This is a genomic window from Rhodoferax sp. (assembly GCF_023701345.1).
Lineage (GTDB): Bacteria > Pseudomonadota > Gammaproteobacteria > Burkholderiales > Burkholderiaceae_C > Rhodoferax.
Genome location: NZ_JAMPXE010000014.1, coordinates 21828 through 40889 on the forward strand (window position 1 = coordinate 21828; position 19062 = coordinate 40889).

Annotated in this window: 21 protein-coding genes; 6 read left to right on the top strand and 15 right to left on the bottom strand. The window is 64.6% G+C overall.

Annotated features, from left to right (window positions below):
* Positions 1 to 31: 31 nt before the first annotated feature.
* The 4 genes from NDI87_RS03475 (at position 32) to NDI87_RS03490 (ending at position 3449) form a co-directional block, all read left to right on the top strand.
* On the top strand, positions 32 to 1006 hold the full coding sequence (locus NDI87_RS03475) for a TRAP transporter substrate-binding protein (RefSeq protein WP_296273415.1): 975 nt from the start codon (positions 32 to 34) through the stop codon (positions 1004 to 1006).
* A gap of 65 nt (positions 1007 to 1071) precedes the next feature.
* A complete protein-coding gene (locus NDI87_RS03480; protein WP_296273416.1) occupies positions 1072 to 1569 on the top strand; it encodes a TRAP transporter small permease in 498 nt (165 codons plus the stop codon).
* Positions 1566 to 2843, top strand: a complete 1278-nt coding sequence (locus tag NDI87_RS03485) for a TRAP transporter large permease (protein WP_296273417.1) — start codon at positions 1566 to 1568, stop codon at positions 2841 to 2843. The genes NDI87_RS03480 and NDI87_RS03485 overlap by 4 nt, the downstream gene beginning before the upstream one ends.
* Before the next feature lie 57 nt (positions 2844 to 2900).
* Positions 2901 to 3449 (top strand): hemerythrin domain-containing protein, encoded by a 549-nt coding sequence (locus NDI87_RS03490; RefSeq protein WP_296273418.1) that lies wholly within the window; start codon positions 2901 to 2903, stop codon positions 3447 to 3449.
* A 27-nt stretch (positions 3450 to 3476) separates the two neighbouring features.
* On the opposite strand, the gene NDI87_RS03495 is transcribed toward NDI87_RS03490, so the two are convergent.
* The 9 genes from NDI87_RS03495 to moaC form a co-directional block, all read right to left on the bottom strand.
* Positions 3477 to 4073, bottom strand: a complete 597-nt coding sequence (locus NDI87_RS03495; protein WP_296273419.1) for a LysE/ArgO family amino acid transporter — start codon at positions 4071 to 4073, stop codon at positions 3477 to 3479.
* Between the two features lie 79 nt (positions 4074 to 4152).
* Positions 4153 to 4638: a CinA family protein gene (locus NDI87_RS03500; protein WP_296273420.1), complete on the bottom strand. Its 486-nt coding sequence runs from the start codon at positions 4636 to 4638 to the stop codon at positions 4153 to 4155.
* 7 nt (positions 4639 to 4645) lie between these two features.
* On the bottom strand, positions 4646 to 5353 hold the full coding sequence (locus NDI87_RS03505) for a nucleotide-binding protein (RefSeq protein WP_296273421.1): 708 nt from the start codon (positions 5351 to 5353) through the stop codon (positions 4646 to 4648).
* A gap of 120 nt (positions 5354 to 5473) precedes the next feature.
* The gene (locus NDI87_RS03510; RefSeq protein ID WP_296273422.1) at positions 5474 to 6031 is read right to left on the bottom strand and encodes a phosphatidylglycerophosphatase A; all 558 of its coding nucleotides are present in this window, start codon (positions 6029 to 6031) and stop codon (positions 5474 to 5476) included.
* A 62-nt stretch (positions 6032 to 6093) separates the two neighbouring features.
* Positions 6094 to 7095 (bottom strand): thiamine-phosphate kinase, encoded by a 1002-nt coding sequence (gene thiL, locus NDI87_RS03515; RefSeq protein ID WP_296273423.1) that lies wholly within the window; start codon positions 7093 to 7095, stop codon positions 6094 to 6096.
* On the bottom strand, positions 7088 to 9136 hold the full coding sequence (locus tag NDI87_RS03520) for a site-specific recombinase (RefSeq protein WP_296273424.1): 2049 nt from the start codon (positions 9134 to 9136) through the stop codon (positions 7088 to 7090). The genes thiL and NDI87_RS03520 overlap by 8 nt, the downstream gene beginning before the upstream one ends.
* Before the next feature lie 4 nt (positions 9137 to 9140).
* Positions 9141 to 9542 (bottom strand): Co2+/Mg2+ efflux protein ApaG, encoded by a 402-nt coding sequence (apaG, locus tag NDI87_RS03525; RefSeq protein ID WP_296273425.1) that lies wholly within the window; start codon positions 9540 to 9542, stop codon positions 9141 to 9143.
* Between the two features lies 1 nt (position 9543).
* Positions 9544 to 10017, bottom strand: coding sequence for a general secretion pathway protein C (locus NDI87_RS03530; RefSeq protein WP_296273426.1), 474 nt, complete (start codon positions 10015 to 10017; stop codon positions 9544 to 9546).
* A complete protein-coding gene (gene moaC / locus NDI87_RS03535) occupies positions 10004 to 10516 on the bottom strand; it encodes a cyclic pyranopterin monophosphate synthase MoaC (protein WP_296273427.1) in 513 nt (170 codons plus the stop codon). Before moaC ends, NDI87_RS03530 begins: the two co-directional genes overlap by 14 nt.
* A 283-nt stretch (positions 10517 to 10799) precedes the next feature.
* On the opposite strand from moaC, the gene NDI87_RS03540 reads away from it, so the two are divergent.
* Positions 10800 to 12251: a M48 family metalloprotease gene (locus NDI87_RS03540; protein WP_296273435.1), complete on the top strand. Its 1452-nt coding sequence runs from the start codon at positions 10800 to 10802 to the stop codon at positions 12249 to 12251.
* A 4-nt stretch (positions 12252 to 12255) separates the two neighbouring features.
* Here NDI87_RS03540 and NDI87_RS03545 read toward each other — a convergent pair whose 3' ends face one another.
* Positions 12256 to 12597 carry a phage holin family protein gene (locus tag NDI87_RS03545; RefSeq protein ID WP_296273428.1) on the bottom strand — a complete coding sequence of 114 codons (342 nt, stop codon included), beginning with the start codon at positions 12595 to 12597 and terminating at the stop codon, positions 12256 to 12258.
* 58 nt (positions 12598 to 12655) lie between these two features.
* Here NDI87_RS03545 and NDI87_RS03550 point away from each other — a divergent pair, with 58 nt between their 5' ends.
* Positions 12656 to 13081, top strand: a complete 426-nt coding sequence (locus NDI87_RS03550; RefSeq protein ID WP_296273429.1) for a DUF3717 domain-containing protein — start codon at positions 12656 to 12658, stop codon at positions 13079 to 13081.
* Here the strand turns inward: NDI87_RS03550 and hutG are convergent.
* The 5 genes from hutG to hutU form a co-directional block, all read right to left on the bottom strand.
* A complete protein-coding gene (gene hutG, locus NDI87_RS03555; protein WP_296273430.1) occupies positions 13078 to 14019 on the bottom strand; it encodes a formimidoylglutamase in 942 nt (313 codons plus the stop codon). The genes NDI87_RS03550 and hutG overlap by 4 nt on opposite strands.
* Positions 14016 to 15233 (bottom strand): imidazolonepropionase, encoded by a 1218-nt coding sequence (gene hutI / locus NDI87_RS03560; protein ID WP_296273431.1) that lies wholly within the window; start codon positions 15231 to 15233, stop codon positions 14016 to 14018. The genes hutG and hutI overlap by 4 nt, the downstream gene beginning before the upstream one ends.
* A complete protein-coding gene (locus NDI87_RS03565; RefSeq protein WP_296273432.1) occupies positions 15230 to 15817 on the bottom strand; it encodes a HutD family protein in 588 nt (195 codons plus the stop codon). The genes hutI and NDI87_RS03565 overlap by 4 nt, the downstream gene beginning before the upstream one ends.
* Positions 15818 to 15833: 16 nt before the next feature.
* Positions 15834 to 17375: a histidine ammonia-lyase gene (gene hutH, locus NDI87_RS03570; RefSeq protein ID WP_296273433.1), complete on the bottom strand. Its 1542-nt coding sequence runs from the start codon at positions 17373 to 17375 to the stop codon at positions 15834 to 15836.
* A gap of 28 nt (positions 17376 to 17403) precedes the next feature.
* Positions 17404 to 19062, bottom strand: a 1659-nt coding sequence (gene hutU / locus NDI87_RS03575) for a urocanate hydratase (protein ID WP_296273434.1), incomplete at its 5' end; no start/stop codon positions are given.

Genomic DNA, 19062 nt, shown 5'->3' on the forward strand with positions numbered 1-19062 from the left:
GCCACGGGTCCGAAAACATCAGGAGTCTTTCATGAAATTTGTTAAATCCTTGCACATTCTGGCTGCTGCGGTAGTCCTCACAACGACAGCCTTTGGCGTCAGCGCGCAGGCCCTGAAGCTCGGCCACATCACGCCGCCCACCCACGTCTGGCACCAGGTGTCGGAAAAAATCGCCACCGACCTGGACAAGGCCTCGGGCGGCAAAATGAAGATGGCTGTCAGCCCGCTGCAAAAGCTCGGCAACGAAGCCCAGATGATCAATTTGATGCAGGCTGGCGCGCAGCAGTTTGGCGTCTTTACCGTGGGTGGCCTGTCCAACCGCGAAGAATCCCTGCTGGGCTGGTCACTGCCCTATGTGTTCAAGGATGTGGCACACGCCACCCGCGCCGCCGCTACCCCGGCTGCCCAGGAAATGCTCAAGCGCCTGGATCAGCATGGGCTGGTCGGTCTGGGCTACACCTTTGCCGGCATGCGCCATGTGTTGTCCCTGCAGCCGGTCACGTCTGCCAAAGACCTGGCCAACAAAAAGGTGCGTTCCTTCCCGAGCCCGATCTACAACGACTGGTGGACCGCCAACGGTGCGGCACCAACCGCGATGCCCCTGTCTGAAGTGGCGCCTTCCCTGACGACCAAGCTGCTCGACGCGGTCGACGTGGACCTGGACGCGCTGGTGGGCCTGAAGTTTCACCAGCAGGCACCCAACCTGACCCTGACCAACCACATGGCTTTCCCGGCCGTGATTGTGGTGTCCAAAAAATGGTGGGCAACCCGCAGCGATGCCGACCGTGCCATGATCACCAAGGTGGTCAAGGATGCCGAAAAGTGGGGTTACCAGACCGCCATTGACGCGGATGTGAACAACCTCAAGAAGGCGACGGCCGACGGCGCTAAGGTCATCCCGTTCGACATCAAGTCGTTCCAGGCCGTGGGTGGCACGGTGCGTGACAAGTACACCGCCAAGAATCCTTTGATTGCCGACTTTTACAAGCAAGCCAAAGACCTGTAATGAGCAGAGCGGGGAGCGAACGCAGTTTTCTTTCCGCTTGTCGTCCCCCCTGAAGGAGCACTGGCATGTACCAGACCATTCAAAAAATTGACCAATCCCTGGCCCGGGCCGAGCAGGTGCTGGTCATCGCCCTGACTGCGGGTATTGCCGGCATCATGATGACGCAGGTGGTGATGCGCTATTTTTTCAGCGCCCCGATTTTCTGGGCCGAGGAAATCTCGGTGCAGCTGCTGGTGTTTGTGACCTTGTTCGGCCTGTCTTTGCTGGTGCAGCGCGTGCAACTGGTCACCATCGATTTCCTGCCCCGTGCCTTGTCCGACCGTGCGCGCCATGCCCTGCTGGCCGTTCTGGGTCTTGTGATGCTGGTCTTGCTGGTGTTCCTGGCCAAGCTCGGCTGGGAATGGGTCAACCGTGCCGATGTCCGTCTGGAACTGGGGGCCACCACACAACTGCCGCGCTGGTACAACTTCTCGGCCCTGCCGCTGGCTTTTGCCATCATGGCTTTCCACCAATTTGCCGCCATCCTGCGCGATCTGCGCGCCTTGTTCGGAGTTGCCAAGTGATCACCCTGATTGTCTTTTTTGGCCTGCTGTTCGCCGGTCTGCCGATTGTGGGCACCATCCTGGTCGGCGCGCTGACCTTCATGCTGACCAACGATTTGTCGGTGCTCTATGACTCGATTCCGATCCAGTTCTATGGCGCGCTGGAAATCAACAGCCTGCTGGCCATTCCGCTGTTTCTGCTGGTCGGCGAAATCATGAACAAGGCGGGTCTGACCCAGCGCCTGATCGCGGTGGCCGAGGTGCTGGTGGGCAGCATGAAGGGCGGCCTGGCTTATGCCAATTTGTTCACCAATGCCATGGCGGCGTCCATTCTGGGTTCGGCCGTGGCGCAGATCGGTGTCATGAGCAAGGTGATGATTCCGGCCATGGAACGCATGGGTTACAACCGCGCGTTTTCGGGCGCGGTCACGGTGTCGGCCGGCTTGCTGGGCCCGATCATTCCGCCGTCGATGCTGATGATCATTTACGGCGTGGTGGCGGTTCAGCCCATTGCCCCGCTGTTCATTGCTGGCATTGTGCCGGGCATGCTGATTGTGGTGGCTTTGGCGCTGGTGATCTTTGCCCATAATTTTTTCGGTCCGGGTTTGCCGGCAGGCACCCGCAGCGGCCGCTCGGCATCCGTCAAGGTGCTGCTCGAAGGCCTGGTGCCCGCCGTCATTCCGGTGGTGGTGATCGCCGGCATCATGCTGGGGGTCATGACACCGACTGAATCAGGTGCGGTGGCCTCCATCATCTCGCTGGTGCTGGGTTTTGTTTACCGCGAGATCAGGGTGCGTGATCTGGGCAAGATCCTGCTGGACGTCGCCACCAACACCGCCACCATTACCGGCTTGATCGCCGCCGCTTCGGTGCTGAGCTGGGTGCTGGCCTTTCAGGGCGTGCCCGATCTGGTGGTGGCCTACATGCAGGGGCTGACCGATTCGCCTTTTGTCTTCCTGTTGCTGGTGATCGTCATGATGCTGATTCTGGGCATGTTCCTGGAAAGCATCAGCGTGCTGATCGTGACGGTGCCGCTGCTGATGCCGGTGGTGACCACGCTCGGGATCGACCCGATCCACTTTGGCGTGGTGTGCACGCTGGCCACCGTGATTGGCCTGGTGACGCCGCCGGTGGGGCCGGGCCTGTACATCGCGATGGTGCAGGCTGACATTCGCATGGGTGCGCTGTTCAAGGCCACCATTCCCTTCCTGGCCGCGGTGATGCTGGTACTGGTGCTGATTGCCGCCGTGCCCGCGCTGTCAACCTGGCTGCCCGCATTGGTGTCATCAAAATGACCCCGCATCCTGACCACTTTTCCGGGCGCATTGTCCCGACCCCTAGGAGCTACCAAAATGGCTAATCCATCGTCTTCCACGGCTCATAGTGAGCCCATCCAGGACTTCTCGCACTGCCATGACGGCATCGTGAGCAAACTTGAGATGTTGGGCGAGTTGCCCGATCTGCTGGCGCCGGCAGCCCGTGCGCGCAACATTGCCGAGAATGCCGTGGCATTTTTTCAGGTGGCGATTTTCGAACATCACCAGGACGAAGAGCGCGAACTGTTTCCCGCCGTGTTGGCCAGTGCCGAACCTGGCGAAGAAATGGCACAGGTCAAGGCCATGGTCAAGCGCCTGACAGACGAGCATCGGGAACTGGAGGGCTTGTGGAAACAGCTTGAATCCGGGCTGAAAAAATTGGCCAAAGGACAGGCCAGTGACATCAATGTGGCCGAAATCCAGCGGCTGGTGACGCAATACAAGGCCCACGCAAGCTACGAGGAAACAGAGTTCCTGCCGCTGTCGCAAACCATTCTGGGGCGCAATGCCAACCACATGTCCGCGCTGGGTTTGTCGCTGCACATGCGACATACGCCGGTCAATGTCAACGCCACCTACATTTGAGGTCGGCTGACTTCACTGAGGCAGCGTTCAGTGGAAGAGCAGCATGCCCGCCAGTGTCCACATGGTCAGTGCAATCAGCGCGTCCAGCACGCGCCAGGCCAGCACTGTTTCAAACAGCGGGGCCAGAAAACGGGCGCCAAAGCCCAGTGCGGCAAACCAGCACAGGCTGGCGCTGGCGGCGCCGGCGCCAAAGACCCAGCGCCCCGGGTCGGGCCGCTGGTTGGCAATGGCGCCCAGCAGCACCACGGTGTCCAGGTACACATGCGGGTTCAAAAAGGTAAAGGCAAAACAGGCCGCCATGGCCGTCGCCAGTGTGGCCCCTTCGCCATGGTTTAAATGCATGGGTTTGCCTTGCCAGGCGCGCCGCGCTGCCAGCACACCATAAGCCGCCAAAAACAGGGCGCCACCAAAACGCGTGAGGCTCATCAGGAAGGCGTTGTCGCGTATCAGCAGGCCGGCGCCAGCAATGCCCGCCAGGATCAGCAGCGCGTCTGACAGCGCACAAAAGAGCACCAGTGGCAGCACATGCTGGCGCAGGATGCCCTGGCGCAGCACATAGGCGTTTTGCGAGCCGATGGCCACGATCAGTGCCAGTCCGGTGGCAAAACCTTCGACAAAATCCATGCTCAAGTCAAGTGCAGGCGCACGGTCAAGACGCGGCCCGGCAAGCTCTCGGATGATGTCACTTCCAGCAGCCAGCCGTTCACGCCGGGGTTTCCGTCTGGATGAGTTCCGCCAACCTGGCCAGGGCGTGGTGCACCGTGGCCTGGCGTACCGCTGCGCGGTCGCCGGCAAAGTGCTGTACTTCGCTGGTCACGCCGGTGGGCGTGGCCCAGGCCAGCCACACGGTGCCTACCGGTTTCGCGGCGCTGCCACCGGCGGGGCCGGCCACGCCGGTCACGGCAACGGCCACCTGGGCGCGCGAATGCGCGAGTGCGCCGGCAGCCATGGCGCGCACCACGGGTTCACTCACCGCGCCATGCGCATCAATCAGCGCGGCATCGACGCCCAGCAACTCGCATTTGGCTGCGTTGGAATAGCTGACAAAACCACGCTCGAACCAGTTGCTTGAACCCGCCATCTCGGTGCAGGTGGCCGCTATCAGGCCGCCGGTGCAGCTCTCGGCAGTCGCCATCAACCAGCCGTTTGTTAAAAGTAAACGCGCCAGCAGTGCGCAACTGTCCGGCATCAACAGCCTATTTCTGAATGGGGGACAGGGTAGCCTCTTCAACCAGCACCTTGTAGCTGTAGCCGGCACCAAAGTCCTTGTCGTTGCGCACCACGCCCGAAACCGTCACCAGGTCGCCGACCTTGGCTGGCGCAGCGGTAGTGACCAGAACGTCGTTGTTGGCTGGCGTGCCGGAGCCGTCACGCAGGTGAATCCAGTTCTTGCCCATGATGCCGGCGTTGTACTTCACCACCTGACCGTTGACCTTGACCGGCTTGTCCTTGAGTTGAACCGCTTTGCTGATGATATCGGCGACCGTGTAGGCATTGGAGCCGCTGGCCTTGGCGACCTTGATCGGTGCGCTGTCTGCCACTTTGGCCATCGCCATTTTCGAGCCGAGTGTGCCCTGGCCTGCGGCAGCGCCGCCCAGACTGCCAAAAACGATGCTTGGGAACGTTTTCTTCAGCGTCTTGCTCTCAAAATTGTTCATGACTACGGGGTTCTCAATCGTCACCATGGCGCCTTTTTTAACCGCTGCGGTGCTCACTGCGGCCCAGGTTTCACCATCCTTGGTCTTCAGTCGCAAGTAGGTATAGATTTCAACGTCCTTGACCTCCAGTACTTCGCCACTGACCACGCCCGAAACAGGCGGTTTGGCGGCAGGGGGTTGAGCCGCCCAGGCACTGCTGGTGAAAGAGGCGGCGGCAATCAAACTGATGGCGAATAATTGTTTCATGGCGGTTCGTAGGCTTCGTTAAAAGGTTAAAGCATAGCAGCCCGGGAGGCAAGTCAAGTTAAGTTAAGTCAATGAGCAGGCGCGTGCCTGGTCTCATGGCGCAGGGATTCGCTGCAAGATTTACCATGACCGCCACAGCGCAATCACCAGCAGGGTGCAAAAAGCGGCTACCAGGTCGTCGAGCATGATGCCCCAGCCGGCTTTGCGCCAGGCGGCCGGGTCGGTGGCGGGATTGACATGGTGGTAAAGCTGGTCGGCCCAGGCCACCGGACCGGGCTTGACGGCATCAAAAAAGCGGAACAGCGCAAACGCAGCCAGCTGGCCCCAGAAACCGGTCGGGCTGACCAGCCACAGCACCAGCCAGAAGGCGGCAATTTCGTCCCAGACGATGTTGCCGGGGTCAAGCGTGCGCAGGTGTCTGGCGGTGACCGTGCAGACCCACCAGCCCACCAAAATACTGACGGCAATGAGCCCGCCCCATTGCACCTCGGTGAGGCGGTCTTGCAACAGCACATACAGTGCCCAGGCCCACAGCGTGCCCATGGTGCCGGGGGCTATTGCGCTGAGCCCGGAGCCAAAGCCCAGCGCCATGACATGGGCCGGGTGCGCCATCATGAAGCGGCCGGTCGGCGCCACCGGGCCCGGGGCACTGGCTGTCTGGGGGGGGGCGGATGGCATGGGGGTAAGAGCAGGCGCTTGATCAGACATGGCCGGATTATCGAGGCAGCGCCTGAATAGTTTCAGGCAAAGTGGTCGAACGAGGCGTAGTGGTTGGGCAGCACCCGGCCCTGCGCGTCCAGCAGCCGCAGGCCCGGGTTGGCGTCGATCTGGCCGACGCAACGCACCGGAGTCTGGCTGGCTTGCGCGGCAGCGGCCACGGCGGCGCGCTGGCTGGGGGCGGCGGTAAACAGGAGTTCGTAGTCGTCACCGCCTGCCAGTGCCAGGGTGCGCCATTGCGCCAGCGATAAATTGATGCCGTCGTGATGGCCAGAATGCGCTGAGTCCGCGTAACAAGCGATGCTTTGTAGCAGCGTATCGACCTGCACGGTCGCCCCCATCTGCGAGCTTTCCAGGATATGCCCCAGGTCGCCCATCAGGCCATCGCTGAGATCAATGGCTGCGCTGGCGACACCGCGCAAGGCCAGTCCCAGCGCCACGCGCGGGTTGGGGCGTTCCAGCCGCTCGCGTGCCGCCAGCAGCACGGGCGCAGGCACGGTCAATTTGCCTTGCAGTACATTCAGCGCCAGCCGGGCATCGCCCAGCGTGCCGCTCACATAGAGGTCGTCACCAGCCCTGGCGCCACCGCGCAGCAGGGCCTGTGAGCGGCCATTGACGACCGGCACCTCGCCAAATACCGTGATGCAGATGTTGAGTGGTCCGGCGGTGGTGTCGCCGCCAACGAGTTCGCAGCCATGGGCATCGGCCAGCTCAAAAAGCCCCCGGGCAAAGTCCGCCAGCCAGGGCTCGTTCGCGTCGGGCAGCGCCAGCGCCAGGGTAAACGCCAGCGGTTTGGCGCCACAGGCGGCGAGGTCGCTGAGGTTGACCGCCAGCGACTTGTGACCCAGGCTGTGCGGGTTCACGTCAGCAAAAAAGTGGCGCCCCTGCACCAGCATGTCGCAGGAAATAGCCAACTGGGTGTCGGGCGCTGGCTGCAGCAATGCGCAGTCGTCGCCAATGCCCAACGCCGCGCCGCGGCGCACCGGGCGCTTGAAATAGCGCGCGATCAGATCGAACTCACCCATGTGTTACGTCTTTCGACTGCTTTGGCGGGCTGGCGGGCCAGAAAAAGCTGCCCAGGCGGGTGCGAATCCGGTGGCGAATGGCCTGGTAGATGCGGCGGCGATCGACTCCGCTGACGTTATGCGCCCTGAGTGCCAGCAGGAAGGCAAAATAAAAACTCACGCCCACATTGAGCGCGCCGGTGATGGCAATCCCGGCCACACACCACCAGAACGGACTGCTGTGAAAGATGTCAGGGCCCAGGCTGGCGGCGGCCGCAGCAATCTGGCCGGTGGACAGCGTGACGTGGCGCACCTCCAGCCCGAGGCCAAAAAAAGACGCAAAGGCGGGCACCAGCCCCAGCATCAGCCCGAGCGACACATTGGCCGCCAGTCCCGAAATGTTGTGACGCATGAACGTGGCCCAGCGTTCAGCCCTGACGCGACCCAGTGCGGCGGTGATTTTGGGGTTGTAGCGAATGGCCGAGTCCAGCCGGTGCAGCACAAACCAGTTCTCGGTCCAGCCCGCAATGATGCTCGAAGCAAACAACAGCACGCCAGTCAGGGCGGCAAACAGGGTGGTGGGACCCAGCAGGGTCAGGTCGTTCAGCACGTGTTTGGCAACGGTGGCGTCGATCATGGGGGTGCCAAAGGCCAGCCACAGCCCGGTGCTGATCAGCAGCACCGCTGGCGCCACCAGCGCCAGATTGCCAAAGATGGCGGCCACCTGTGAGCGCACCAGATGCGCCACTTCATCGACAAAACTTTCCACGGCGCCCGGCGCCCCCAGCTCCTTGAGCTTGGCGGCCATGGCGGGGGCGGTCATGGCGGGTTGTTTGGTGGCCACGGTCCAGTGCATCAACTGGATCAGCACAAAACTCAGCGCGTAGTTGAGACCGGCGTAAAAGCCGCCCCAAAAGGCGGACAGGCTCATCGAAAGGATCACAAACTTCATCAGCGTGGTGACCGACATGACGGCGCCGCCGCCCGCGGCATCACGCAGCATCTGCATGTATTCGGCCCGGGTGCGGGTGATGTAGTGCTCGCCGGTCTCGGAACTGCGCTCGGCCACTTTGGCGGCCAGCATCGATGAATTGGCGGCAATCAGTGCCCGCACGCTGCGTCGCTCCTGCCCCACCAGCACCAGATGGGCGAACAACTGTGCTGTGTGACGATGGGGGTGTTCCGACATCAGGCAATCGAGCAGGGTGCGCACGCGCAGCACCCGGCTGCGCAACTGGCGCAGTTGAAACACCAGATTGACGGAGATGCCGTTGCTGTCAAGGTGGGTGTAGACCGAGGCCGCCGCCTGGCGGCAAGCTTCCAGGCGGTTCAGGACCTGCTGCAAGGCAGCCTGTCTGGCGGCTGAAGGGTGCTCTGGGTCAATCAGGAAAGCAGCTTGTAGCGCGATCACGTCGCTGTCGAGTGCATGGAAAGGGGCGGTCTCAAGCGCGGGTGTGCTCATGCGCAGGCGCAGCTCGGGTGAAAAACCGGTGGCACGGATTTGTCCGGTACAAAAGGTCAGGGCTTCGAGCAGCGTGGCTTGCCATGGTGTGACCCGGCTTGGTCCGATTTGTGGCACCCAGGCGCAGATGCCGTCGGTCATTTGCGCACAGTCTGCTTGCAGCAACTCTGCCAGCCGGGTCAATGTGGCATCCTCCAGCGCATTGAGCCAGCGCGCATCGAATGACTGGCACAACACCAGTGAAAACAGGCTGGCGGCATCGGTCGTTTCAGGCGTGCCGGGCAGCCATTTGAGCCGCAGTCGTTCGGTCAGTTCACTGGTAAAGGCGCTGCGTGAGGAAAAGCCGTAGTCTGCCAGCAATGAGGTTGCGTCCACTGTGCCCAGCAACTTCAGCCACCAGGCCTGCAGCCTGGCGCGTGCCTCGGGGCGCTGTTGCAGGGTGTCGAGCAGCAAGTTCACGCGTGCTACGGCGTGCGGCACCGAGTCATGTCTGCCGCGCACCCAGCCCAGCAGTTGAATCAACCAGAGGTGGCGCTGCGCCAGATCGGCTTCGGCGTCGAGGGCATCCAGTAGCTCGGCAAGATCGGGCCTGGCCGTCATCGGCTTAATGCAGGGTGCGCGTGCCACCGCTTTCGCTCAGGGCATCGAGCACAAACATGGGGACATCCACATCAAATTTTTCACCATCTTCAGCCACGCAAAAAAAGCTGCCGTGCATGGTGCCGGTGGGTGTGCGCAGGCGTGTACCACTGGTGTACTCAAACGTTTCTCCGGGTTGCAACAGTGGCTGGTGCCCCACTACGCCCAGTCCTTTGATCTTTTCGTGGTGACCCTGGGCGTCGTTGACGTTCCAGGTGCGGGAAATCAACTGGGCCGTGATGTTGCCGGTGTTGCGGATGGTGATGGTGTAGGCGAAAAAGTACTGTCCTTGCACCGGCGCAGACTGGTCAGCCAGGTAGCGCGGTTTGACCTGGACCTGAAATTGGTAGAGTGGGGTGGTGGCCATGTTAGCGGGATTTGATGGTGGCAAGAGGGGGCAATTCAAGCTCGACCGAGGCCGGCTCCTGCATGCCGGGCGCCAGCGTTGCCCCGCGCGCTGTCACGGATTGCAGCAGCAGATCATCAGACAGCCTGTCGCCCACTTTGTAAGGCTTGGCGGGTTCACCGTCGATGGCGATCAGGGCGCTGCCAAAACCGCGGCCTTTGGCCCCGGCGATGACACCGAGCAGCTTGTATTGGCTCGTGGCGTTGACTGCAGGTGCTGCCGGACCCCCGTTGTCAGGGGTGGCGCTGGCCCCCAGCAATTGGGCGATCCGGCCAGTGTCAACGGGGCGTTGGCTGAATGCATCGTCGTTGGCGCGTGGCGTGCTGATGGGTTCAGACCAGCGCAGACCCCAATAAACGACGCTGGCCGCGGCCAGAGCGGCCAATGCAAATGTGCTCAGGCGTGCAGGCCAAAGGGTTCGATCAAGCGTTGTCATGGGATGAGGTTGTTGGATTGATGAAGCTGCCAGATTTACCACCATGCTTTTCCAGCAGTTTGATGTCGGTCATGACCATGCCGCGATCCACCGCCTTGCACATGTCATAGATGGTCAGCAGGGCGACCGAGACGGCGGTGAGCGCTTCCATTTCGACACCGGTGGGGCCCACCGTTTCTACCGTGGCTTTGCAAAGCACGCTGCTGGTGGCGGACTGGCTGGCGTGCAGGACCTTGAATTCAATCGCCACCCGGGTCAGTGCCAGCGGGTGGCACAGGGGGATCAGATCACTGGTTTTTTTGGCCGCCATGATGCCGGCAATGCGGGCAATGCCCAGCACATCACCTTTTTTGGCGGTGCCAGCTTCGATGATGGCCAGCGTGCCGGGCAGCATGTCAATGCGGCCACCGGCGATGCCAATGCGGTGACTGGCGGCTTTGGCTGCCACATCAACCATGTGGGCTTGGCCCTGGTCGTCAAAATGGGTGAGGGTGCTCATGACAAAAATAAGGATGAGGTGGACTAAAGTAAGCGGGACGTCTTGACCGAACCTTTACACACAACTGGCATCATACGGTGATCGTCAGATTTATTCTTTTGCAGGTGTTCAAAATATATCGCTCATGTTGATTGATCCATTCAAGCAAAAAAAACGGGTAAGCCCTATTTTAAAGAAGCGCGTTACGCTCTTTTTGGTGGCAATTGGCCTGGCACTGCCTGTGGCCCTGAACGCGCAGGGCCAAGGGGCCAACGCGTTGCCGCTGCTCGGTGACGGCAGCGACATGAGCGCCAGCGCCGAGCGCCGGCTGGGTGACCGCATCGCGCGCGAGCTTTACCGCGACCCTGATTTTATTGACGACCCGGTGCTGACCGATTATGTGCAGGGCATCTGGCAGCCGCTGCTGAACGCAGCCCGTGCCCGCGGCGATTTAACCCCCGAGCTCGATGAACGTTTCGCCTGGCGCATTGTTTTGGGGCGCGACCGCAGCGTCAACGCGTTTGCCTTGCCGGGCGGCTATTTCGGTCTGCATCTGGGCCTGCTTTCCGTCGTGAGCAGTCGCGATGAGCTGGCTTCGGTACTGGGTCACGAGTTGAGCCATGTCACCCAACGCCATATTTCACGCCTGATTTCCAGGAGCAACCAGCAAACGCCCTGGATGATCGGCGCCATGATTCTGGGCGCGCTGGCGGCCAGCAAAAATCCTGAGGCTGGCAATGCGCTGATTGTTGGCGGGCAAGCCCTGTCAGCGCAAGGCCAGCTCAATTTTTCGCGCGACATGGAACGCGAAGCGGACCGCATCGGTTTTGGCGTGATGACCCAGGCCGGGTTTGAGGCACTGGGGTTTGTCAGCATGTTCGACAAGCTGCAGCAGGCGGCCCGGCTCAATGACAGCGGTGCCTACCCCTACCTGCGCAGCCATCCGCTGACCACCGAACGCATCGCCGACATGCAGTCGCGTCTGCCGCTGGGCGCGCCGCACGGGGCAGATGCGGTCCCTGGCATGGCCCACGCCCTGCTGACGGCACGCGCCCGGGTGCTGTCCAACCCCGGTGCCGATGCCTTGCGCGGCTGGCTGGCTCAGGCCGATGATGCGGGCCTGTCGGGTCAGGCCGCTGCGCAACAGGCGGGCACCTTGTATGGCGCGGCCATGGCTGCCAGCCGCATGCGTGATGCGGCGCAGGCGCGCCGGCAGTTGACGCGGCTGCAGAAAGTGGTGCTGGCTGATCCCGAGGCGGTGCGGCAGGTGCGCTGGCTGGGTCTTGAAATTGAACTGGCAGCACCCGATCGGTCGCGCCAGCAGCTGCTGGCCCTGGGCGCCGAGATCGGGCTGGATCCTGCCCAACCGGCGCCGGCGGCTGCGTTACGCCGCCCCGATCTGGTGCTGCAAACCCAGCTTGCCATGCAGGGCGGACAAGCCCGGTTGCTGGACCAGGTGGCGCAAAACCTGCAGGCTTGGCTGCTCAGGCAGCCGCAAGATGCATTGGCCTGGCAGTCGCTGGCCAGTATTTACGCAGCGCAAAATCAAACTTTGCGCGCCTTGCGCGCCGAGGCCGAGGCGCAGGTCGCACAATTGGACTATGCGGGGGCATTGAACCGGCTGAAAGCGGCGCAGGACCGGCAGCGTGCACCGGGTGCCTCGAATTCTTCAGCCGAGCATATCGATGCGTCGATCATCGACACGCGTCGGCGCCAGATCGAGGTCTTGCTGAAAGAACAGGCGCAGGAACCCTGAGACCTTATTTCCGGCCGAAGGCTGCGTCAATCACCAGCCCCAGTGCGGAGTAGATCAGTGAGCCCCACAGCGCGGCGTAGAAGTCGCGCACATGAAAACCTTCCAGGATGCCGGCAGCAGACCAGAACATCAGGGCGTTGATGACAAACAAAAACAAGCCCAGCGTGACCACGGTCACGGGCAGGGTCAGCAGCACCAGCACCGGGCGCAACACCATGTTGAAGAGCCCGATGACAAAGGCGGCGATCAGCGCGGCGCCCAGGCTGCTGACCACGACACCGCTGTAAAGATAGGCCACGCAGAGCAGGGCGGCGGCACTGAGCAGCCATTTCAAAATAAGTTTCATGGGCTGGAGCTTAGCACCTTGCCGGGCCAATGCGCAGCGGCGCTATGATGCCCTCCCCATGACCGGCATCCACATCACCGACATTGAATCCGCCATCAATTTCTGGCGCAGCAAGGCGCCCAGCGTTGAAGGTGCCGCATTGCCCCCATCGACGCGGGCGCTGGCCGAAGTCTATGCCGTGATGGCTTTCGAGCGGCGCCATGAAATTGACGAGGCGGCCTTGCCCGAAGCGGCCTGGCAGGCCTGGCTGACCTGGTATGAGAGCACGCCCGACACACCCTGCATTGCCATTTGCTCAACCAGTCAGGGGGATGAAGTTTGCAAGGGCTGCGGCCGCACCTTTGCCGAGGTGCAATGCTGGACCGAGATGCGGCCGGTACAAAAACGCGCCAGCTGGCGCCGCATTACACAGGAGGGCACGTCCTGGCGGTTTAATAAATACGCTGAACGTGCCGCTGAAAAGAAAACGGTGCCCGGCAGTTAGGTGGTGCGGCTGCGCGCGATGCGCGCTGCCAGCCGCGCCGCCACCCGGGCGGTGAGGCCGTCGCGGTCGAGCGAGGGGTTCAGTTCGGCGATGTCGGCGGCGACCACGCGGCCCGAGCCAAGCACCTGGTCGATCAGTCGCTCCACCTGCGCGAGCGGCACGCCCAGCGGCGCAGGGGCCGACACCCCCGGCGCTTGCGCCCCGGGCAGCACATCCAGACACACCGTAAGGTAGACCGCATCGCTGCGCGCGAGGTCGATGGCCAGCGCCTGCTGCGCGTCGCGCAGACCGTTGGCATCTTGCAGGCTGTCGTCGAGCCAGTAGCGCACCCCCATGGCGTGCGCGCGGTCAAACAGGGCCTGGGTGTTGGCAAAGCGGCTGATGCCGAAGACGCGGTAGTTGAAGGCCTGGCCGCGCTCGGTGCACCAGTCGTGCATCTGGTGAAACGGCGTGCCCGAATTGGCCTGGGCGGCCACGCGCAGGTCGAAGTGCGCGTCGAGGTTGACCACCAGCAGGCGGCTGGCGTCGGGGTGGGCCTTCACGATGCCCTGGAACGTGCCCCAGGCCATTTCGTGACCACCGCCGAGCCCCAGCGGCAGGCTGTCGCGCGCCATCGCCCCGGCCACGCGCTCGCCCAGTTGCGTCTGGGCGGCTTCGAGTGCGTTGCCTTCACAAGTCACATCGCCCGCGTCCCACAGCGCGGGTTCGCCCAGCACCGACAGGTTCGCCAGCGCACCGCGCAGCGCCTGTGGGCCGAGGGCGGCACCGGTGCGTCCGGCGTTGCGGCGCACGCCTTCGTCCACGGCAAAGCCGATCAGCGTGACGCCACCTCGGCTGTCGGCGGCGGCAGGCCGCACATGCTGGTGCCAGCGGGTGCTGACGCCGGTTTCTTCGGCGTCGACACGGCCGCGCCATTCAAAGGGTGTGTTCGGATTCATGTGCGCTCCAGTCCCGCCGCGACGACGCGGCGGCAGGGGTTTCGGCCAAACCAGTAGGCCAGTTCGTTCGGGTGCTCCAGCTCCCAGGCCACGAAGTCGGCGTGCTGGCCGGCGGCGAGCTGGCCGCGGTCGTGCAGGCCCAGCGCCCGCGCGGCGTGCAGCGTGATGCCCTGCACCGCTTCCAGCGGCGTGAGTCGGAACAGCGTGCAGGCCATGCTGGCCATGAGCAGCAGCGACAGGCCCGGCGAGGTGCCGGGGTTGTGGTCGGTGGACACGGCCATCGGCACGCCGGCCGCGCGCAGCGCCGCGATGGGTGGCAGCTTCGTTTCACGCAGGAAGTAATACGCACCGGGCAGCAGCACGGCCACCGTGCCGGCGGCCTTCATGGCCGCGATGCCGTCGTCGCTCAGGTGTTCGAGGTGGTCGCACGAGAGCGCGCCGTATGAGGCCGCGAGCGCGGCGCCGCCCTGGTCGGACAGCTGTTCGGCGTGCAGCTTGACGGGCAGGCCCAGGGCTTTTGCCGCTTCAAAGACGCGGCGCGTTTGTGCGGGGCTGAAGCCGATGTCCTCGCAGAAGGCATCGACCGCGTCCACCAGCCCCTGCGCGTGCAGTTCGGGCAGCCAGGCGCAGACGGCGGCGATGTAGTCGTCGGGTCGGCCGTCGAATTCGGGCGGCAGGGCGTGGGCGCCGAGGAAGGTGGTTTTGACGTCCAGGCGTTGCTCGGTGCCGAGCCGGCGCGCCACGCGCAGGCAGCGCGCTTCGGCCTCCAGCGAGAGGCCGTAGCCCGACTTGATCTCCAGCGTGGTCACGCCTTCGGCCATGAGGCAGCGGGCGCGCTGCGTGGCGCTGGCCAGCAGCGCGTCTTCGCTGGCGGCGCGGGTGGCCGCGACGCTGGAGCGGATGCCGCCACCGGCGCGCGCGATGGCTTCGTAGCTCGCGCCCTGCAGGCGCTGCTCGAACTCAGCAGCGCGCTGGCCGCCGTAGACCAGGTGGGTGTGGCAGTCCACCAGGCCGGGCGTGAGCAGGGCGCCGCCGAGGTCCACCTCGTGAGCGGGCCGGGCGTGTGAAGGCAGGGCGCGGTTCGGGCCGATCCAGGTGATCTGGTCGCCGGTGGTGAGCAAGGCGCCGTCCTCGATCAGGCCCCAGCCGTCGGCCCCTTGGGCGGGGTCGAGCGTGGCGAGGCGGGTGTTGCGCCAGAGGGTGGTGGTGTTCATGCGGAGATGGTTTTGGGTAGGTGGTGCAGCCACCAGCCGGCGGGCTCCGGTGTGGCTGAGGCGGGGGTGTCGGGTTGGAAGCGCCAGTCGCCCGGCGGCGCTGCGTCGAACCAGAGCAGGCTGAAGGCGAGCAGAGGACGCTCATCGGCGCCGTGACACCAGCGGCCGGCCACGCGTGCGAACAGGCCGGCCTGGGCACCGGCGGGCGGGCGCCAGGCTTTGCCGGTCGACACGGCGGCCATGCCGCCCGCGCCGCCGAGAACCATGAGGTTGAGGTCGCGCACCGGGCCGCCGATCAGGCGGCAGCCGGGCGCGGCGGTGCCGTCGAAGGCCAGCGGCGCATCGCCGGGGTACTGCGTCAGCGAGCGGTCGGCGAAGTCCAGCGCCACGCCGTCGCCCGAGAGCAGCGTGAACCAGCGCCGCACGCCGGGGAAGGCCGAGAACGGGCCGTCGGCGGCGATGTCGGCCACGCTGATGCGCAGCCGCCAGTCCAGCGGGCTGGGCCAGGTCAGCAGCTCGCGCGTGACGCCGCCGCCATTGCGCCACGGCGTGGCCGGGGTGTTGTCGAGGGTGATGACGCGCATGGTGGTCATGGCGCGTTCAGCTGGCCCAGATGGCAGCGAAGAGGTCCTGCTGACCGACGCCGGCTTCGCCTTGCAGAACGAGCTGCAGCGCGGCTTCGATGTCGGGCGCGAACAGCCGGTCCTTGTCGTAGAACGGCACCTGGGCACGCAGCGTGGCGTGGGCCTGCGTCAGGCGCGGCGAGGTGGTGAGCGGGCGGTGGAAGTCCACGCCTTGGGCGGCGGCCAGCCACTCGATGCCGAGGATGGTGGCGGTGTTGTCGGCCATCTCGGCCAGGCGGCGCCCGGCGTAGGTGGCCATGCTCACGTGGTCTTCCTGGTTGGCGCTGGTGGGCAGGCTGTCGACGCTGGCCGGGTGCGCGTGCGACTTGTTTTCCGAGGCCAGCGCGGCGGCGGTGACGTGGGCGATCATGAAGCCGCTGTTGAGGCCCGGGTTGTCCACCAGGAAAGGCGGCAGGCCCGAGAGCGTGCTGTCGATCAGCAGCGCGATGCGGCGCTCGGAAATGGCGCCGATCTCGGCGATGGCCAACGCCAGCGTGTCGGCGGCGAAGGCCACCGGCTCGGCGTGGAAGTTGCCGCCCGAGAGCACCTCGCCGGTGTCCACGAACACCAGCGGGTTGTCGGTGACGGCGTTGGCTTCGGTGAGCAGCGTGCGCGCGGCGTTGACGATGAGGTCGCGGCAGGCGCCCATGACCTGCGGCTGGCAGCGCAGGCTGTAGGGGTCCTGCACGCGCTCGTCGTCCACCACGTGCGAGAGGCGGATCTGGCTGCCCGCGAGCAACGCGCGCGTGGCGGCGGCCACGGCGATCTGGCCGGGCTGGCCACGCACCGCGTGGATGCGCGGGTCGAACGGCGCGTCGCTGCCCTTGGCCGCGTCCACACACAGCGCGCCGGTCACGGTGCCGGCTTCGAGCAGGCGCTCGGCCATGAACAGGCCGTGCAACGCGAGCGCGGTGGAGACCTGGGTGCCGTTGATCAGCGCCAGGCCTTCCTTGGCGGCGAGCGTGAGCGGGGCGATGCCGGCGGCTTTCAGCGCGGCGGCGGCGGGCAACCATTCGCCGTTCATGCGCACCTCGCCTTCGCCCATCAGGGCCAGCGTCATGTGCGACAACGGCGCGAGGTCGCCCGAGGCGCCGACCGAGCCCTTGACCGGAATGCGCGGTGTGATGCCGGCGTTGAGCAGGGCGAGCAGGGTGTCAATGACGACCGGGCGCACGCCCGAGTAGCCGCGCGCCAGGCTGGCGGCCTTCATCAACACCACCAGGCGCACGGTGGCGTCGCTCATGGGCTCGCCGGTGCCGACCGAGTGCGACAGGATCAGGTTGCGCTGCAGCAGCTCCAGCTGGTCGTCGGGGATGCGTGTCTTGGCGAGTTTGCCGAAGCCGGTGTTGATGCCGTAGGCGGCATCGCCTTTCGCCACGATGGCGTGGATCGCCGCGGCCGAGGCCGCTATTGGCGCCTGGGCTTCGCCGCCGAGTTCCACGCGCACGGCCTGCTGCCAGACGGTGCGCAGCTCGGCCAGGCTCATCTGGCCGGGATGCAGGGTGAGGGTGTGGGTCATGATGCGAGTGTCTCACTCAGGGGCCGGGTCAGGCAATCATGGGTAACTTCAGCCCTTGCTTTTTCGCGGTCGCAATCGCCAGTTCGTAACCCGCATCGGCGTGGCGCATCACGCCCGAGCCGCAGTCGTTGACCAGCACGCGCGCCAGGCGCTCTGCGGCGGCGTCGCTGCCGTCGGCCACGATCACCATGCCCGAGTGTTGCGAGTAACCCATGCCCACACCGCCACCGTGGTGCAGGCTGACCCAGCTGGCGCCGCCGGCGGTGTTGAGCAGGGCGTTGAGCAGCGGCCAGTCGCTCACGGCGTCGGTGCCGTCCTTCATGGCCTCGGTCTCGCGGTTGGGGCTGGCGACCGAGCCGGTGTCGAGGTGGTCGCGGCCGATCACGATCGGGGCCTTGAGTTCGCCGCTTTTCACCATCTCGTTGAAGGCCAGGCCGGCGATGTGGCGCTCGCCCAGGCCCAGCCAGCAGATGCGCGCGGGCAGGCCCTGGAAGGCGATGCGTTCGCGCGCCATGTCGAGCCAGCGGTGCGTGTGCTTGTTGTCGGGGAACAGCTCCTTGATCTTGGCGTCGGTCTTGTAGATGTCTTCCGGGTCGCCCGAGAGCGCGACCCAGCGGAACGGGCCCTTGCCTTCGCAGAACATGGGGCGGATGTAGGCCGGCACGAAGCCGGGGAAATCGAAGGCGTTCTTCACGCCCTGGTCGAACGCGACCTGGCGGATGTTGTTGCCGTAGTCCACCGTGGGGATGCCCATGCTCTGGAAGTTCAGCATGGCCTGCACGTGCACCGCGCAGCCTTGCGCGGCCTCGGCGCTCAGGCGGGCGTGTTGCGCCGGGTCGCGCTGCGCGGCTTTCCACTGCGCCACGCTCCAGCCGATGGGCAGGTAGCCGTTGATGAGGTCGTGGGCCGAGGTCTGGTCGGTCACCAGGTCGGGCCTGATGCCGCCGGCCTTGGCACGCTTGACGAGTTCAGGCAGCACTTCGGCGGCATTGCCGAGCAGGGCGATGGAGACGGCCTCCTTCTTCGCGGTGTGTTCCTTGATCAGTTCCAGCGCGTGGTCGATGTCGCGTGCCTGCTTGTCCACGTAGCGTGTGCGCAGGCGGAAGTCGATGCTGCTCTGCTGGCACTCGATGTTGAGTGAGCAGGCGCCGGCCAGCGTGGCCGCCAGCGGCTGCGCGCCGCCCATGCCGCCGAGGCCGGCGGTGAGGATCCACTTGCCCGACAAATCATTGTTGTAGTGCTGCTTGCCGGCTTCGACGAAGGTCTCGAAGGTGCCCTGCACGATGCCCTGGCTGCCGATGTAGATCCAGCTGCCGGCGGTCATCTGGCCGTACATGAACAGGCCCTTGCGGTCGAGCTCGTTGAAGTGTTCCCAGGTGGCCCACTTGGGCACCAGGTTGCTGTTGGCGATCAGCACGCGCGGCGCGTTGCTGTGGGTCTTGAACACACCGACCGGTTTGCCCGACTGCACCAGCAGGGTCTCATCGTCGTTCAGGTCTTTGAGCGAAGCGAGGATCTGGTCGTAGCAGGCCCAGTCGCGCGCGGCGCGGCCGATGCCGCCGTACACCACGAGGTGCTGCGGGTTCTCGGCGACCTCGGGGTCGAGGTTGTTTTGGATCATGCGGTAGGCGGCTTCGGCGATCCAGTTCTTGCAGGTCAGCGTGTTGCCGCGCGGGGCGCGGATGAC